The sequence below is a fragment of the Rhizobium sp. F40D2 genome, assembly GCF_051810745.2.
Classification (GTDB): Bacteria; Pseudomonadota; Alphaproteobacteria; order Rhizobiales; family Rhizobiaceae; genus Rhizobium.
The window spans coordinates 259,672-276,372 of record NZ_JBPWQX020000004.1 but is presented as its reverse complement, the minus strand read 5'-3'; the positions used below and the strand labels follow the sequence as shown (position 1 = coordinate 276,372).

18 protein-coding genes are annotated in these 16,701 nt (G+C 59.6%); 7 read left to right on the top strand and 11 right to left on the bottom strand.

The features are described from left to right. Positions 1 to 8: 8 nt before the first annotated feature. The 4 genes from ACS4RS_RS29955 to ACS4RS_RS29940 all read left to right on the top strand — a co-directional run bounded on the left by ACS4RS_RS29955 (position 9) and on the right by ACS4RS_RS29940 (position 5,614). Complete coding sequence (locus ACS4RS_RS29955) at positions 9 to 2,594, top strand: AAA family ATPase (protein ID WP_439012616.1); 2,586 nt, start codon at positions 9 to 11, stop codon at positions 2,592 to 2,594. Positions 2,595 to 3,291: 697 nt separating this feature from the next. Then, positions 3,292 to 3,630 (top strand): hypothetical protein, encoded by a 339-nt coding sequence (locus ACS4RS_RS29950; RefSeq protein WP_012555723.1) that lies wholly within the window; start codon positions 3,292 to 3,294, stop codon positions 3,628 to 3,630. Between the two features lie 336 nt (positions 3,631 to 3,966). After that, positions 3,967 to 4,905, top strand: a complete 939-nt coding sequence (locus ACS4RS_RS29945; protein ID WP_439012574.1) for an adenylate/guanylate cyclase domain-containing protein — start codon at positions 3,967 to 3,969, stop codon at positions 4,903 to 4,905. An 88-nt stretch (positions 4,906 to 4,993) separates the two neighbouring features. Continuing rightward, entirely contained in the window at positions 4,994 to 5,614 is a 621-nt protein-coding gene (locus ACS4RS_RS29940; RefSeq protein ID WP_179612530.1) for a LysE family translocator, read from the top strand. A 350-nt stretch (positions 5,615 to 5,964) separates the two neighbouring features. Here ACS4RS_RS29940 and ACS4RS_RS29935 read toward each other — a convergent pair whose 3' ends face one another. The 10 genes from ACS4RS_RS29935 to ACS4RS_RS29890 all read right to left on the bottom strand — a co-directional run bounded on the left by ACS4RS_RS29935 (position 5,965) and on the right by ACS4RS_RS29890 (position 12,099). Then, on the bottom strand, positions 5,965 to 6,270 hold the full coding sequence (locus ACS4RS_RS29935; protein ID WP_003592087.1) for a putative quinol monooxygenase: 306 nt from the start codon (positions 6,268 to 6,270) through the stop codon (positions 5,965 to 5,967). Between the two features lie 152 nt (positions 6,271 to 6,422). After that, positions 6,423 to 7,448, bottom strand: coding sequence for a GlxA family transcriptional regulator (locus tag ACS4RS_RS29930; protein ID WP_012555720.1), 1,026 nt, complete (start codon positions 7,446 to 7,448; stop codon positions 6,423 to 6,425). 71 nt (positions 7,449 to 7,519) lie between these two features. Beyond that, positions 7,520 to 7,783 (bottom strand): hypothetical protein, encoded by a 264-nt coding sequence (locus ACS4RS_RS29925; protein ID WP_003592085.1) that lies wholly within the window; start codon positions 7,781 to 7,783, stop codon positions 7,520 to 7,522. Between the two features lies 1 nt (position 7,784). Then, positions 7,785 to 8,510 (bottom strand): CbtA family protein, encoded by a 726-nt coding sequence (locus ACS4RS_RS29920; RefSeq protein WP_012555719.1) that lies wholly within the window; start codon positions 8,508 to 8,510, stop codon positions 7,785 to 7,787. 13 nt (positions 8,511 to 8,523) lie between these two features. After that, positions 8,524 to 8,712: a CbtB domain-containing protein gene (locus ACS4RS_RS29915; RefSeq protein ID WP_003592083.1), complete on the bottom strand. Its 189-nt coding sequence runs from the start codon at positions 8,710 to 8,712 to the stop codon at positions 8,524 to 8,526. A gap of 101 nt (positions 8,713 to 8,813) precedes the next feature. After that, a complete protein-coding gene (locus ACS4RS_RS29910) occupies positions 8,814 to 9,140 on the bottom strand; it encodes a nitrile hydratase accessory protein (protein WP_003592082.1) in 327 nt (108 codons plus the stop codon). A 9-nt stretch (positions 9,141 to 9,149) separates the two neighbouring features. Next, entirely contained in the window at positions 9,150 to 9,767 is a 618-nt protein-coding gene (gene nthA / locus ACS4RS_RS29905; protein ID WP_003592081.1) for a nitrile hydratase subunit alpha, read from the bottom strand. Positions 9,768 to 9,811: 44 nt separating this feature from the next. After that, positions 9,812 to 10,555: a nitrile hydratase subunit beta gene (nthB, locus tag ACS4RS_RS29900; protein WP_003592080.1), complete on the bottom strand. Its 744-nt coding sequence runs from the start codon at positions 10,553 to 10,555 to the stop codon at positions 9,812 to 9,814. 37 nt (positions 10,556 to 10,592) lie between these two features. Continuing rightward, the gene (locus ACS4RS_RS29895; protein ID WP_003592079.1) at positions 10,593 to 11,093 is read right to left on the bottom strand and encodes a DUF1097 domain-containing protein; all 501 of its coding nucleotides are present in this window, start codon (positions 11,091 to 11,093) and stop codon (positions 10,593 to 10,595) included. 31 nt (positions 11,094 to 11,124) lie between these two features. Then, positions 11,125 to 12,099, bottom strand: coding sequence for a GTP-binding protein (locus ACS4RS_RS29890; protein WP_439012573.1), 975 nt, complete (start codon positions 12,097 to 12,099; stop codon positions 11,125 to 11,127). A gap of 1,142 nt (positions 12,100 to 13,241) precedes the next feature. Here ACS4RS_RS29890 and ACS4RS_RS29885 point away from each other — a divergent pair. Continuing rightward, positions 13,242 to 14,123 (top strand): alpha/beta fold hydrolase, encoded by an 882-nt coding sequence (locus ACS4RS_RS29885; RefSeq protein ID WP_439012572.1) that lies wholly within the window; start codon positions 13,242 to 13,244, stop codon positions 14,121 to 14,123. Between the two features lie 376 nt (positions 14,124 to 14,499). On the opposite strand, the gene ACS4RS_RS29880 is transcribed toward ACS4RS_RS29885, so the two are convergent. After that, complete coding sequence (locus tag ACS4RS_RS29880) at positions 14,500 to 14,931, bottom strand: winged helix-turn-helix transcriptional regulator (RefSeq protein ID WP_003592090.1); 432 nt, start codon at positions 14,929 to 14,931, stop codon at positions 14,500 to 14,502. Positions 14,932 to 15,031: 100 nt separating this feature from the next. Between ACS4RS_RS29880 and ACS4RS_RS29875 the strand changes: the two genes are divergently transcribed. Next, positions 15,032 to 15,769, top strand: coding sequence for an SDR family NAD(P)-dependent oxidoreductase (locus tag ACS4RS_RS29875; protein WP_012555715.1), 738 nt, complete (start codon positions 15,032 to 15,034; stop codon positions 15,767 to 15,769). Between the two features lie 140 nt (positions 15,770 to 15,909). Further along, positions 15,910 to 16,683 carry an AAA family ATPase gene (locus tag ACS4RS_RS29870; RefSeq protein ID WP_003592073.1) on the top strand — a complete coding sequence of 258 codons (774 nt, stop codon included), beginning with the start codon at positions 15,910 to 15,912 and terminating at the stop codon, positions 16,681 to 16,683. Positions 16,684 to 16,701 lie beyond the last annotated feature (18 nt).

Genomic DNA, 16,701 nt, shown 5'->3' with positions numbered 1-16,701 from the left:
GAAATCCGATGACGAGACGACATGTTGATGGTGCAGTCGCTGCGGCCCAGAAGCCTGAAGGCGTCGTTCGCGTCCGAGGTGCGCGGGAACATAACCTCAAGAACGTCGACGTCGACATCCCGCGCGACGCGCTCGTCGTCTTCACGGGCGTCTCCGGATCCGGGAAATCCTCGCTCGCATTCAGCACTCTCTATGCCGAGGCGCAGCGCCGCTACCTGGAATCCGTGTCTCCCTATGCTCGCCGGCTCTTCACCCAAATGAGCGTACCTGACGTCGACCAAATCGAAGGCCTGCCACCTGCTGTTGCCCTGCAACAGCAACGGGGATCGCCAACAACACGCTCCTCGGTCGGCAGCGTGACGACGATCTCGAACCTCCTTCGGATGCTCTATTCGCGGACCGGTACCTACCCGGCGGGTCAACCGCACCTTGAAGCAGAGGCTTTTTCTCCAAACACGCCAGAGGGTGCCTGTCCGCAATGTCACGGTCTCGGCCGCGTCCACGAGGTAACCGAGACCTCTATGGTACCGGATCCCTCTCTGACCATCCGCGAACGGGCTGTGGCGGCGTGGCCGTTGGCATGGGGTGGACAGAACCTGAGGGATATCCTCATCACCCTCGGCATCGACGTCGACAAGCCATGGCGGGAGCTTCCAGAGAAGACCCGCCAATGGATCCTGTTCACCGACGAGCAGCCCGTCGTTCCGGTCTATCCGGGTCTCTCGTATGATCAGGTTCAGCGGGCCATCAAAAGGAAGGACGAGCCATCGTACATGGGCACCTTCTCGAGCGCCCGACGGCATGTCACCCACAGCTTCGCGACGACGCAGAGTGCCATGATGAAGAAGCGAGCTGCGCGGTATATGATCAGCAGCGCCTGTCCGCTGTGCGAGGGCAAGCGGCTGCGGAAGGAGTCACTCTCAGTCACCTTCGAGGGCCTGGACTATGCCGAGATAAACAGGCTGCCAATGGCCGCGTTCAAAGACATCTTCTCGCCTTACGCGAATGTCGATGCCGGGAAGCTGAAGACCATGAGGAAAGAGCATCCGGAAAAGGCGATGGTGGTCCAGCGCATCGCCGCGGACCTTTGCCGACGGCTCTCTGTGCTTGTCGATCTCGGCCTCGGTTACCTCACCCTCGAGCGAAGCACGCCGACGCTGTCTCCGGGGGAACTCCAGCGGCTACGGCTGGCCACCCAAGTGGTCTCGAACCTCTTCGGCGTCGTCTATGTCATGGACGAGCCGTCGGCGGGGCTGCACCCGGCGGATACCGAAGCGCTGTTGCGGGCGCTCGACGGTCTGAAGTCCGTCGGAAACTCGCTGTTCGTCGTGGAGCACGAACTTGACGTCGTCCGTCATGCGGATTGGGTCGTCGACGTCGGACCCGCAGCTGGCGAGCTTGGTGGTGAGGTGCTCTATAGCGGGCCACCGGAAGGCCTGCGGAAGGTCGAACGATCTGAGACTGCCAGGCATCTGTTCGCGGGAGCTCAGAAGTTCTCCGCAACTCGCAGGGCACCAGATGGATGGCTTCGTCTTTCAGGCATTACCCGAAACAACCTCCAAGACGTCGATTGCGCGTTCCCACTCGGGGTGATGACGACGGTGACTGGCATCTCTGGGTCAGGCAAGTCGAGCCTGGTCAGTCAGGTGCTCGTCGAGCTCGTCGGCGAGGCGCTCGGCGCTTCGGTTCGTGTCGAAAACGATGCGGAGGGCGAGGCCCTGGAGGCGGGGCCGAGCCTTCCAATGCAAGGCAGGATCGAAGTTGGCCTGGACAGGATCCGACGCCTCATCGAAGTCGACCAGAAGCCGATCGGCCGGACGCCCCGGTCCAACCTCGCGACATACACCGGACTCTTCGATCATGTTCGCTCGCTCTTCGCCGCAACTGCAGAAGCAAAGAAGCGCCGCTACGACGCCGGCCGGTTCTCCTTCAATGTCGCCAAGGGCCGCTGCCCCCGCTGCGAGGGTGAAGGCTTTGTCATGGTCGAGCTGCTCTTCCTTCCTAGCGTCTATGCCCCCTGCCCGACTTGCCATGGCACCCGCTACAACCCCGAAACCTTGAAGATCAGGTACCGAGGCAAGACCATCTCGCAGGTTCTAAGCCTGACCGTTGCGGAGGCATGGGACTTCTTCGATAATGCCCCGAGCGTTCAGAAATCCCTGGAGGTCCTCACGGAAGTCGGACTAAGCTACCTGCGGCTCGGTCAGCCAGCGACCGAGTTTTCCGGAGGTGAAGCTCAGCGCATCAAGCTTGCGACAGAACTGCAGCGCGCCCAGAAGGGTGGCGCGCTTTATGTGCTGGACGAACCGACGACGGGCTTGCATCCGTCGGATGTCGAGCGGCTGGTCGCACAGCTCAATGCGCTGGTCGAAAATGGCAACACAGTGATTGTCGTTGACCACGACATGACCCTCGCTGCGGCGAGTGACTGGGTTATCGACATCGGGCCGGGGGCGGGAGATGCAGGTGGCCGGATAGTCGCAAGCGGGACACCCGAGCACATTGCATTTGCACGGAACAGCCGGACGGCACCCTATCTCAAGCGACTTTTCCCGCACGACAGACAAACAAAACAGTCGAGCGTTCGCCGCTAGCGCCGCTGCGCTCCACACAGCCTGCAGCAGTTGGGCTCGCTTCAAAAAGGCGCACCGCGCGTGGATCAGCGCTCGAACCGTGCGCGCATCTTCTTAAGCTGTGCTTCTGAAGTCGGAGCTTGCTCGCCATCTGTGTCCGGAGCTCAGCGATCTCCTCTTCGAGGGTCACCATGTCGTTCGAAGCAGATGGTACGGTCTGAGAGACCTGTGAAACGACCGCAGGAGCTCCGGCCCTTTTGGCACAAATTATCCGCTTCGCTGGCCTAGCCTCGGCATCTCCTCGACCTTTGAAGCGGTCGTATCAACGTCAAGCAAGCCGGGGGTTAGAGACTGGGCCGGTCCTCGCGCGATCACCTTCCATCTGGACATCTGAACAGACTAAGCGGACGCCAATTTCGGGCCGATGCCGGACCTGGCAGGCTCTGGCGGCACTATGAGGCAATCGACAGCTTGTAAGATGGTCTCTCAGTAAATCAAGATGAATGTCGGCGTGTGGAGGTATCGATAGACCAAAGCAGCGCCTGACCTGTTGGTCGTTCTTCACATTCGCTACAGTGTGTTAGCGGGGGCGCCGCGCAGTTACTTTGCAATTACCTAATGGCTGATCATATGCAGTCAGCCTGCCCTCAGCGACTAGACTGCCAATGTGCCTCGGGCGGTCGTCCGAAAAAAGGTCCTTTCCGAAACGGAGAAACGAATGCTTTCCACTGACAAGAAACAAAAACTATCGAAGCTATTTGACGATCGTCTTCCCCCGGTCGACGGCGTGGCCGATGCCTATTTGATTGCCGATAGCTTCCGCCTCTTCGCGCAACTGGAGAATGGTGATCTTCTAGCTCGATTGGCTTTGAACAGCGACGAAACCATGGATATCGCTATCAATCCGGTTTGCGCCTCGCGTCTGGCAGCGACCATGCTGGATTTGCTTAGCAAGTCCGGCGACTTCGTTGTTGATCTCGCCATTTATGATGCCCACTCGGGAGATCGTCTGGCTCGGGTTCACCCTTCACACAGCATTCTGCCAAAGGCCACGTAACACTGCGGTTGGCGGCAGCAACGTGACATTCGCGACGTCACGATCAATGTCGGAGCGTTCGGGCGTCAATTAAGCTCGGGGTGAAGAGGTAATCGGGTACATGGCCGCTCGGTGAAAGCCTCTGACGCAAATGTGGAATCGTTAGAGCCACCCTCGCCAATACCTCTATAGCGCGGCTTAGGCGATATTGCTTTATGCTGGAGATTTTTCGGAAGCCCACCAGGCCAATGGTGTTTTCGGCCAGCCATCTAAGGTATGGTATCAGTATAGCTGAGGCGAAGGGAACAAAAGCTCTCGCCGGCCTTTCTTTGCGGAGAGGCCACTTTGGACATGTGCATGGAAGCTCCTCCTCTTGATCGAAAGCTTGCCGCCATCCTCGCTGCCGACGTGGAGGGTTATTCCCGGCTCATGCATGTAAACGAGGTGAGGACTCTGGCAACTCTGACATCGCATCGCACGATCGTCGACGGCATCATCGAACGGGCAAAGGGGGAAATCTTCGGGACGGCTGGTGACAGCGTCCTTGCTGAATTCCCGTCGATCGTGCTCGCGTTCAATGCCGCCGTTGCGATGCAGCAATCCATCTGGCGCGCCAACCAGGCTCTGCCTGACGAGGAGCGGATGAGTTTTCGCATTGGCATTAACGTCGGTGACGTTTTAGTCAAGAACGGGGATATCTTCGGCGATGGTGTAAATATCGCGGCTCGTTTGGAAGGCATGGCGGATGTCGGCGGCATCTGCGTCACCCGCGGTGTCAGAGATCATCTGCGGGACCGCGTCGACGCGACCTTCGAAGATCTTGGTGAGCAGACATTCAAAAACATCGCAAGACCGCTGAGGGTGTTCCGGGTGCAGTTCGACCAGAAGGCAGACCCGCTCATCGATGGACCCGAGTCCCGCTTCCCGCATCTCGATGATAGGAGCGACAAAGGCACTTGGGGACATCATGCCGAACCGATATCGACCGATTATGGAACCCCGGACGATATGCAGCAGGTCGAGATCGCTTACTGGGACTCTGTACGGGAAAGCAATGACCCCAATGAATACCGACAATATTTGACGCGATATCCGAACGGAAAGTTTGTCGATCTGGCGCAGGCTCGCCTTGAAAACGGCAAGCCTTCTACGGAAGAGCTGGCGGTCGAAGTTGCCTTCTGGGACACGGTACGCAGTGATGGGAATGCTGCAATGATTGAGGCCTACCTTGCCAAATATCCCCGAGGACAATTTTGTGACTTGGCGCGTCTGATGCTCGCGGGACCGGGCAGGTAGAATTATCAAACACGAAGCTGCCGCATTACTTGGTCTTTACCTGCGGCTCAACCAAGGCGCACAGCCCACAAGTAAACTCGAGGACCGCATGTTTTTCCTTTCAGTTGCTGCAATCTGGGCCATTGCTTCCATGACGCCCGGGCCAAACACGCTGCTGTCCATCCGCTATTGCCTGACATCGACGCGCAAGGTTGCGCTTGCCGCGGCTTGCGGTACCGTCACCGGGACGTTCATTTGGGGCCTGGCCGGATGGTTGGGCATCAACGTGCTGTTTCAGGCCGCTCCGTTCGCCTATCTGGCCCTGAAAATTGCTGGTGGGCTCTACCTTGTGTGGCTAGGGCTGAAACTCTTCCTCGACCTACGGAAAACACGCGGCGGCAATGCGGACGTTTCGCCGGCGCGCGTCGAAGTACCTTTAGCCACAGCTTATCGCTTGGGTCTCGCAACCAACCTTGCCAATCCGAAAACAGCGCTTTTCGTCGCGTCGCTTTTCGCCGCGACGATGCCCGTGGGCACACCGTTTCTTTACGGCGCGGCGGCAATTGCCGAGATGATGATGATCTCAACCATCTACTACAGCTGCCTGATCAGCCTGATCACCCATCCTGCTGTGGCCGCCGGCTATCTCAGGGCAAAACGCAAGATTGATGTCGGAGTTGCGACGGTGTTCATCGGGTTTGGCACAAAGCTTCTTCTATCGCGGCAGTAGGATCAAGACGGAAGTTGGAACGAGCTCACTTTGACCAATCTCGTCGGTCAGAATCTGGCACGCAATCCGAAGGCAAATGCTTGTGTTGGTCCCGCATCTTTGACGCCCTAGTTCGGAAGACGTTGGCGAGTATGACTAAAGCAGATTCGTCGAACCTGCCGGGGAGAAGGCGTCTTCAGCGATGAAGGCGCCCTGGCTCAAGGCGGCGGTAGCGAGCGTTGAGGAGGAACGGCTCCAAGTCCACGGCTCTGCTCTTCCGCCACTCCCACCGTATGGCGCTGACGCCAACCTCATTTCGTCGGTTGAGACCGTGCGGTTAATTTATTTCCATCAGACCGCAAGCGCGGAGCTTATGACATCTTGTCGGCGAGGATAGACAGCTTGTGTATCTGTGGCATTTTGGCGAACAGGTCTCCTGCCTGTGCCTTCGCCATCAGGGCCGCAGCAACTTGCCCATTTAAGTGGGCATCCCTTCCGTCCTCATCCTCAAACGTATCGAAGATTGCAAAGGAACTTGGGCCTTCCTGTATCGCATACCAGGAAATCGTGCCGGGCTCGGCATTGACCAGCGGTATGGCTGATCGCAGAAACTCGGCTACCTCCTGTTCCTTGCCGGGTTTTGCCTCGAGCGGAACGTAGAGCGCGAACTTGGTCATGACCATCTCCATGGCACCCGATTGTGCCGCAACTTAAGAAACGCGTTAAGCACGACAAATATTTGGCGATGGACAACAAAAAGGGGCGTTGACCTAAAAAGCCCGCCCAATGTACGGGTGGGCTTGCAGCCCCTCATGTCCGGCAGACGTCATCATAATTGCAGTTCCGACCGCGATGCCGGACGTGTCTCGTAGGCACTGTGTTTCGAACGCTCGAAGCTGGTGGGCGTTGGCCGTTGAAAACGGCAGCGATAGTCGTTCGGGCTGACCCCGATCGTTCGCGTAAAGGCACGGCGCATCTTATTGACATCGGTAAAGCCGCACATGGTGGCGATTTTCTGCAGCGGCTGGGCAGTATCCTCCAGCAAGCGACGGGCGGCATCGGTTCGCGCCGCCGTGACGAAATCCGCCGGCGTTATGCCGAGCTCGCGGCGGAATACGCGGGCAAAATTGCGTTTGCTCATCCCGATCTTCTGCGCAAGATCATCGACGGCGAGCGGAGCGCCAAGATTTGCCAGCACATATTCCTGCGCTTTCTGGATCAGTGTCGTTTCCGACATCTGGCCGACGAGATGGGCGCTGAACTGCGATTGTCCGCCCGGGCGCTTCATGAACATCACCATGTAGCGGGCGACGATCATCGCGATGTCGCGCCCGTGATCCTCTTCGACCAGCGAGAGCGCCAGATCGATGCCGGACGTGACGCCCGCCGCGGTGATGAGCGCGCCGTCGCGAATATAGATCGCGTCGTGATCGAGATCGATTGCCGGAAAATCTCTGGCGAACTTGTCGGCACATTCCCAGTGCGTCGTCACCTTCTTTCCCTCGAGCAGCCCCGCGGCCGCCAGCAGGAACACTCCGGTGCAGATCGACCCGAAGCGCCGGACCATCGGCACCCGCCGCTGCAGCCATGCGATCACGTCCGGATCGATCGTCTGGAACGACGGATCGCCGGCGACAAGCAGCGTGTCGATCGGCTCGTCCGGGTCGAAGATCGTCCGGTCGGCCAGGAACCGAAGCTGTCCGGTTCCGCTGACAGACGGCGCTCCCGTCGACATGATCTGTATGTCGTATGCGTCCATGTCGCCCAGCCTTCGAGCGGCTTCCCAAAAGACTTCGGCCGGACCGACGATATCCAGAGACTGGACGCCGGGAGGGGAAAGAATAACGATGCGCATTGCCTTGACCCCTAATGCGATGCGGATCCGGAAACGCCCGCATCTTCAATCCATGCAATTAGCCTGCCAGCTCACGAAAGGCTGGCGCGGATCTGCCGGCTGTCGAGATGGAAATTCCGCGGCACCGGCGTTTTGCTGGCCCCGACCTTCTGACGGGCGGCGCTGAGCAAAGCAGCAGCGTTCTGCCTGGCGAAGGCGAGGCATTCGTCCGGCGAAGGGCTATGGCCGAGCAATTTCCGCAGCGCAAGCCGGTGGATGAAGCATTGGCCGCCGTTGTCGGCGGCAAACTGCAGCGCTTCGATATCCCCGCGCCATGTGAGGCGCAACTTTTCCACGCTAAGCCTCGAAACGCCGGAAAAACGTACCGGTGAGCGATCCGAGCAGCGCCCAGAAGACGAGGCTGGTCATGGCGGCGGCAGCGATGAACTGATGCTCCAGCGCTTCGGGAGCGAGCGCATGCTGGCCCTCTGGCGCAGCCGGCGCGCCGATCACATGCGGAGCAGCGATCAGCACGATGGCCGCGACCGCGGTCCATGGCTTCCTGTGAAAGGCGATCAGCGCCAGGCCGCAGGCCGTCGCGGTTGCCGTCGCTATCCACCAGACCTGCCGGTCGGCAAGCGGCGCTGATGGCGTGCCCGGCAGTTCGGGCGGCAGCCCTAGCATCGGCGCGATCATCACGCAGGCAAAGCCCGCCAGTCCCCACATTAGCCCCTCACGCCACCCGATCGCCTTGCCGCGCATCGAGATCAGCCCGGTCAGCGCCAGCGCATAGCCGATGGCGGTGAGAATATTGGCGGCCAGCGTGAAGGCCGTTCGCTCGACGCCGTCGGCCGGCTCCCAACCTCCCTCTTCATGGTCATGATCGGCCATCGCCGCATGATCGTGCCCGGCGGCAACGACGGCTTCGGCATCGGCCGCCTGCGACGTCTCGCCGGCCTTCTCATAGACTTCGGCCCTGGCGATGAGCTGGCTCGTGCCGAAGAACTGGACGGCTGTGACAGCGGTTCCGACGATGCTGCCGGCAAGCACCGCGGTGAAGACGATCGAGCGAAACAGCGACATTGTCATTCCCCTCCTAGTGGCACGGAAATGCGTTGGCGTGGCGGGTGTCATGGGCAGCATTGTGGACCACTTCGATATGCGAGAAGCCAACAAAGCCGACGATCACCAGGCCGAGGCAAGCGGCAATCGCCGAGTGAAGCAGCCTGGTGGCGGAAGCGGTGGCACGACGCGCCGGAAATGAGACGATAGAGGGCGTGGACATCGGAAAACCTTTCGAAATGGCGCCTTCGGCGCCGATACATGTTGACTGGAGGGCCAGCGCATAACTCTGAAAATCGAAGTGATAGTGCGTCCCTATACTGATCAGTCCGCGAAGGCGGCCTTGATCTCGTCTGCGTCGATGACGCCGGATTTCACCACGGCCTTTTCGAGGGCAGCCAGGAACTGGTCGTAATAGTTCCAGGAAGATCGATCGACCGGATGGGCCGCCTCCCAGGCGCCGATCGCGCCGATCAGCTCGTCCCGAAATTCGTCCCATTCGAAGAAGCCGTCCTTGGCGAGCGCGAGGGCCATGCCGAAGGCCTTTCGCTCCCACTCGCTGCCGAAGCAGAGCGAGCCATTCGCCCGCGGCGGGTTGTCGGTGCTGCCCATCATCTCGGTGACGGCGAAATGCTCGAATTGCGTTAGCACGGCGCCCCCTCACGCTGCCCTGGCAACGGCGACACCCATCATCGCTTCCGGGGTGACAAGGGCCTCGAGTTCGGCCTCGGAAAGCCCATCCGTGCCGGCCGGGCGTTCCGGCACGACGAACCAGCGGATCTGGGCGCTGGAATCCCAGACCTTGATCTCGACCGCATCGGGAACCGCCAGCCCGAACTCCGTCAGCACGGCGCGCGGCTCGCGGGCGGCACGGCTTCGGAAGGTCGGATCCTTGTACCAGTAGGGCGGCAGGCCGAGCACCGGCCACGGATAGCAGGAGCAGAGCGTGCAGATGATGAGGTTGTGGACATCGGGGGCGTTGGCCACCGCGCGCATGTGTTCGCCCTCGGCGCCCGCCATGCCCTCGGGCAACTGGAGTTCGGCGATGGCCTTCGGCGTATCGGCGACCAGCCTGTCCTTGAACGCCGGGTCAACCCAGGCGCGCGCGACGATCTTGGCGCCATTGAACGGCCCCATCCTGGTCTCGAAGAAGTCGAGGACGGTATCGACGGTTCTGTCGGTGATCACGCCCTTCTTGATCAGCAGGGCTTCCAGGGCCTTGACGCGGGCGGCGCTGTAGGCTTCCCGGTCCTGGCGATAGTGAAAACGGTCTATCATTGTTATTCGCTCCTTGACTGGAATAGCGGCGACGGGTCTGTGGCTCATGCGGCTTTGGAGGCTTCGGCGGCTTCCGGTGCCTCGACATAGTGGGCGTAGAGATCGGCATAGAGACTGAAATTCTTCTCGGCATTGTCGGGCCAGAGGTCACTCGGTTCGAAGCGAACGCAGTAGACCGGCATCGCCGCGCCGACGCCGTCGGGGCCGGTGTCGCAGAGATAGGTGTAAGCCCCGTCATAGACGGTCTCGATCGTTCCGAACTTGTTGCGGAGAAAGCCGGGCAGCCTCGTATGTTCGACGGTCGGCACATTGCGGATCGCTACCGTATCGCCGACCTTGAATTCGAAGGTCACGGTGACGTCGCGCTTGGGGCTGTCGCCTTCGACGAGATATTGCACGACGCGCTGGTCGATTGCCTCATCGCCGGCGCCGGGCAGCGGCTTCGACGGCTCGCTGTAATATTCCTCGGTCAGCGCATCGAGCTCTTCGGCGGTGATATAGCCGTTGTCGATGAAGTATCCCGATATCCCGCCGAGCCACTTCTCGTAGTAGCGAAACCTGAAATAATCGAAGGGATTGAGCGACTCTGCCCCTTTCCTGAGGTCCGCCCAGGTCCAGATCGTGTTGAACGTCGATGGCGTCTCGGGAAGCGGAAGCTGCGGCGAAAGAGCCATCATCGCCGTATGGATGCCGAAGATTCTGGTTTCCCAGACATCGACGAAAACACGCGTTTCGGTGCTGACCGGACCGAGCCCTTCAAGGCCGCCGAGATAGTGCTGCAGTTTCATGGGATCGTTCCTTTGTGGTGGATGGCGACGAGGATGCTCAGGCGGTCGCGGATTTCTTGCCGGCCAGAAGCTGGGTTCCGATTTCCGAGATCAGGCCGAAGACACCGCCGAGCAGCATCGCCGCCATGGCGACGAGGGTTGGATGATTGAGACCTGCGGTGATGATCGTGGTGTCCGTTGCCGCGCTGGTGCCGACGAGTGAAGCGAAGCCAAAGACGATCGCCGGAGGGAAGCTCAGGATCGGGATGGCCGAGACGAGGATCATTGCCGCCGTACCGGCGCCAACCAGGATCGCGGCGAAGATCGGATGGGCCGGGCCATACTGGATGATCAGCAGTGTGATCGAGGCGATGCCGATGCCGGTCCAGTTGGAAACGATCGATTTGACCAGCCCCTGGTTTCCGCCGCCGCAAGCGAAGAACGATGCCCAGGCGATGAAAGTGACCCATACGGGAACGGGAAATATCGTCGCGGTGATATAGGTGTCGATGGCGCCGAGCACACCGAGGCTGATCATTGCGGCAACGAGCGGGGGCATGGTCTGTCTCCTTGTTGAGGGTTGATGCGGATCAGGATGCCAGCGCGCGCGGCTGGCTGAGGCAGCGCATGAAGCCGTCGCGAAGCATCGCCTCGTTGAGGTTCCTGCCGATGAAGACGATTTCGTTGAGCCGCTTTTCCGATGGTCCCCAGGCTTTTCCCGGGCGTCCTTCAAGCGTCATGTGCACGCCGTGAAAGACATAGCGGCGCTGCTCGTCGAGAAAGTTCAGCACGCCCTTCACGCGGAACAGGTCCGTGCCTATCTCCTGAACCAGGCGATTGACCCAGATGTTCAGCGCCGCCGGATCGAGCTGACCGAATTCCTGGATCGCCACGCAGCCAATGCTCTGGTCGTGCTCGTGTTCATGGTCCTTGAGAATATCGGGATCGATCGCCAGGATGTTCCTGAGATCGAAGGCGCCGACATCAAGCACCGCGGGGAGTTCGACCTTGCAGTCCCTCGTCCGGATGATCCGGGCAAGTGGATTGATCCCGCGCAGATGCTGCTCGGTGGCGGCCAGATCCTCCACGCTCTCCAGGTCGATCTTGTTGAGCAGCAGCACGTCGGCGAAGCTGATCTGCTCCATCGCCTCGTCCTGCGAGAGCTGCTGCTTCATGTGGCGGGCATCGACGACGGTCACGATGGCATCGAGCCGCAGCCGCTTGGCAAGCGTTTCGTCGAGCAGGAAGGACTGGATGACGGGCGCCGGATCGGCAAGACCCGAGGTCTCGATGATGATGCGGTCGATCGGCCGGCCGGAGCGCAGCAGTTCGCCAATCGCGGCGATGAGATCACCTCTCACGGTGCAGCAGATGCAGCCATTGTTCAGCTCGATGATCTCGTCGGTCGTCGGTACGACCAGCTTTCCATCGATGCCGACTTCGCCGTACTCGTTGACAACAACCGCGACGCGCTCACCTTCGATCGAGGTGAGCAGGTAGTTGAGAAGCGTGGTTTTTCCGGCCCCGAGAAACCCGGTCAGAATTGTCGTCGCAAGCTTTGCCATGGCCTCATCCCTCGCCGTCCGCGCACGCCTCCGCCATCCCGGGCGAACGACCGGGCTGAAGGGCGGCTCTGTTGCTATTTGCTGGTCCGATGATGCCGGAGGCGTCGATCAGACGAGAAGAATTACAACGGCAATGCGGCCGGGAGGCAATAGGCCTGACGTTTCATATTCGGCCAAAGAAATTGCAAAATCTGCCAAAATGATGGGCGTTTTCATCTATGAATAAATTTTAGGCAATGAGCCTAATAATTGATCTTATTGCATTTTTTGGATCATCCGCGGGCTCGACATGAAAACAGGCAGCACCGTGACAAAACGGGAACGGGTTACTTTCTTACTGGGTTTTCGGCTCACTGTCCGCCTTGAGGGGATCCGGACCAACGACCTGCTTTTAATGAAGCCCTTTTCTCGAAGGCTGCAGTTGACATCCCTCCGGTGGGAGAAAATCCGATCTGGGCCGGTTGCTGACTGGCCGCTCGGGCGCCGAGGAGGCGAATGCTGCCGTCCGACGATGCTGATCTCTATGACGGTTTCCGACCATTGCTCCAGCAATTGAAGGGTTTCGCGTGGTCCCCTAAGTACGCAGAGGAACAACTGTTTTCGGTTGCTCCACGCGCAGGTTTCCCGAAACACCCCGTCGGCGAGGACATCGAGGAGAGATTTCCGCCTCACGCTCGAGATCCATTTGCACGCCGATGCAGGTCCGTACAAACCAGGAAGACAGCTCCTCCGCTACCGCAACAACCTCAGAAGCCCGGTCGCACAACAGCAGCGACCAGCCACTCTCCGCGCCTTATCCTAAACATTAGGAATCGGAAGATTAGCTAGGAACGCAGGCCATAGCGGCCACCCTGCTGTTGCATGCGCACGAAAAGGGGGAATTGGTTCAAATGTTCGAAATGGATGATAGCCTCTATGACGATCCCGGCGAAGGAGAGGAAAAGCTTGGAACCTGGGATCAAACACGTAGTTCATGATGAGGGGCCACACGAACTGGTGCGCGTTCCGCGCGTTCACGGAACAGGATTTGCCAAGAGCAGCCTCTGCGACCACTGTACTTTCATGAACTTCGAGCCCCTAGGTAAGTATAGCGTTTCCGAACACCGGTCAACGAGCCGCCCAACTGATCAGAGAACCTATCCATGCCACAACTCCGGACAGAAGACCTCGAGATCACCTTCATGGAAACCGGAACGCAGCACGGCAAGGCCGTACTCCTGCTCCACGGGTGGCCGGACGACGCATCAACTTGGGAGGCGGTCATCGAACGATTGAAGGATCGAAAATTTCGGTTCGTCATACCCTATCTGCGAGGATTCGGGCCCAGCAGGTTCCGTAATGACCACGCACCCAGAACAGCAAATGGCGGCATCCTAGCCATGGACGCCATCGCTCTGATGAACGGACTTGGCATCGAGCGGTTTTCGGTGGTGGGCCACGACTGGGGATCTCACGTCGCCGAATGCCTGGCGATCGGGTGGCCCGACCGGGTCGAGCGCATTGCGCTCCTTTCCTCGACGCCGCGCATGGGCGGGCTGCGAACGCCACCCTTCAAACAGGCCCAGTTGTACTGGTATCAATGGTTCATGGCGACGAAACGCGGCGCCGAGGCCATCGACAAGGACCGCGCGGGCTACGCCCGCCTTCAGTGGGAGAACTGGGCGCCCGAAGGATGGTTCGACGAGGCAACTTTCGGCAAAGTGTCGAAGTCCTTCGACAATCCGGACTGGCTGGACGTCACCCTGCATAGTTACCGGGTTCGGTGGGAGGAAGTAGAGCCGGATCCACGAAGCGTCTGGCTTGAGAAGCAGGTAAAGGCAACGAAGTCACTTTCTCTGCCCGCAATATTCGTGCACGGCATGGAAGACGGGGTCACTCCGGTTGCGACGTCCGAGGACCTCTACAAGAAGTTCACAGGCCCGTTCGAACGCATCCTTCTGCAGAACGTCGGACATTTTCCACAACGGGAGGATCCCGAAGCAGTTGCGCGTGAGCTCTCGGTGTTCCTGGAAGCAGGGCTTTGAAATGCAACAACCTTTAACGGGAAATGCGCGCAGTCCCTTGTCCCGGCGGGATAACGTTCCGGCCGGTGGGACGCTCAGCCCAGTCGTTTCATTCGTTGTTGCGAACGGGATCGGAAGTTTCAGCTTCTCGTGATGGGTTGTGAGGCTCTCCCGGGCTGCCTGCTATAGGAACACCGGCGATAGGCAGTTCCAAAAGATCGAATCATTTCCTCCCTTCTCTATCCGCCGGCATAGTTCACGTCAGCAGCGCGGAACACTTGCAGTCATTGCAGCGCCGGCGGCACGCGCGACCAAAGGCTTTTCATGCTTTCCTTGCCGCTTCGGCTTTTTCGTAAAGGTGAAGGCTGCGCAGCGACAATTGGCCGTGCAAGCCTGATCAGTTCTGTCCATCCCGCGCACGATCATAGGCTTCTTGAGCTCGCTCCATGGTCGGGCCGTGGCATAGGGCCCAATCATAGAGCGCGGCAAATGGTTCGCGTAGGGAATGGCCAAGGGGTGTAATCGTATACTCGACACCGACAGGCGCTGTCGGCAGAACGTGACGCTCTATCAGGCCATTTCTCTCCAGCCTTTTTAACGCTTCGGCCAGCGCCTTGTGCGTGATGCCGTCCAGGCGCCGCATGATCTCGTTGAACCGCGATGGCCGCGTGCAAAGGACGGTCAGGATGAGAACCGACCATTTGTTACCAATCTGCTCCAGGATTGGCCGTGTTGCTCTCACGTCGACGAGCGCTTCGTCGATAACGCGCTTCACAGGGCGATTGGATATAGGCCTGGAGCGCGCGAGTATGCTGCTTTCTTCGGACATTCGATATACTCCACGATATCTACTTTACCTGCGGTGCGTATTTTACCGTAGATATAGCGCGTATATCTTCTCCTGGCATCGTTTTTGCGAAGGAGTTTTCATGAGCAGACTGGAAAGTAAGGTCGCCGTCGTGATCGGCGGCGGAAGCGGCATTGGCGCGGCGATTTCGGAGCGCTTTGCGAAGGAAGGCGCGAGCGTCTACGCCACGAGCCGAAAGGTGAGCGATGAAGAGGCCCGCGGCCGGCAACCGCTTGACCCGGGAAGCATCCAGCCGGTTCGGGCCGATGCCGGCAATCTGGACGATCTTGCTGCCGTCTTTGAGCACGTTCGCGCCGAGCGCGGACGGATTGACATCCTGGTGCTGAATGCCGGCATCTCGGAATACTCTGTGCTCGGCAGCATCACTACCGACCATTTCGATCGGATATTCGCGCTGAACGTCCGCTCGTTGCTGTTTGCCGCCCAGGGCGGACTTGATTTGATGGGATCAGGCGGCTCCATCGTTCTTGTCGGCTCGATCGCCGACGCCGTCGGAACCAAGGGTTACGGCGTCTATAGCGCTAGCAAGGCGGCCGTTCGGTCCTTCGCCCGGACATGGGCCAGCGAACTCGCGCCGAGGGGTATCCGCGTGAACGTCGTCAGCCCGGGCCCGACGGATACGGCCATGATGGCTGCAACGACGGAGGAGGTTCGTCAGGCGCTGACCCATCTTATACCTCTGGGACGATTGGGAAGGCCTGACGAAGTTGCCTCGGCGGCTCTCTTCCTTGCAAGTGACGAAAGCAGCTTCACGACCGGAGCGGAACTCTGTGTCGATGGCGGCGCCACCCAAGTTTGACAGGAGGCTGGCATGCCCCGTCATTCGGCACGCCAGCCTGCTGTCCGCCGAACGATTGGCGCGAACGAAAGAACCTTATGATATGAGCTGGCCGCGCCGCGCCGGCCCAGTTCTGAACGAGAAGAGATTGCGCGGTTTCAATGTCTGCCATGCGAAGGAACAAATCGACAAACCTGCCAGCCCCCTTCCTCAAGCGCCTTTGGGTGAAGGAGGATGCGAGCCTGGGCGAGCAGTATCCGTTCAACCTGCCGTGGCTTGATACGGATTTCCTTCTCGATTTCGCGACACCGGTGACGATCATAGTTGGTGAGAACGGCACAGGGAAATCGACCCTGATTGAGGCTGTGGCAGCCTTGTGCGGCTTTGACGAAGCCGGGGGCGGCAAGGGCTACATGCCGGTCGATCATTCGCGTGCTGTCGATCGCAGCGGCGCCCTGCTTGCCACTGCTTTGCGAGCGGCCTGGCTGCCTAAGGTCACCGCGGGCTGGTTCTTTCGCGCAGAATCCTTCTTCTCGGTCGCGCGCTTCCTCGATGAAGCAGCTCGAGACGCCAATGCAGCCCCGCCGGACTTTTTGTCGTGGAGCCATGGCGAAGGCTTCGTGCGCTTCTTCGAGGAACGCATGTCCAGACAGGGAATCTACCTGCTGGACGAGCCGGAGAGCGCTCTTTCTCCTAAGCGCCAATTGGAACTGCTTCGCATTCTTCATGCCATCCAGGGATCAGCGAATGCCCAAATCATCATGGCCACGCATTCGCCGATCTTGATGGCCGTTCCTGGTGCTCGGCTGCTGGAGATTACCCGTGCTGGACTTGTGGAAACGGAACTACGTAAGACGGGTCATTTCAAGCTTTACAGGGATTTCACCGTCGATCCTTACGACTTTGTGGACCGTGCCTTGAGCGACGAGGACTAACCGCCAGCAACACCTGGA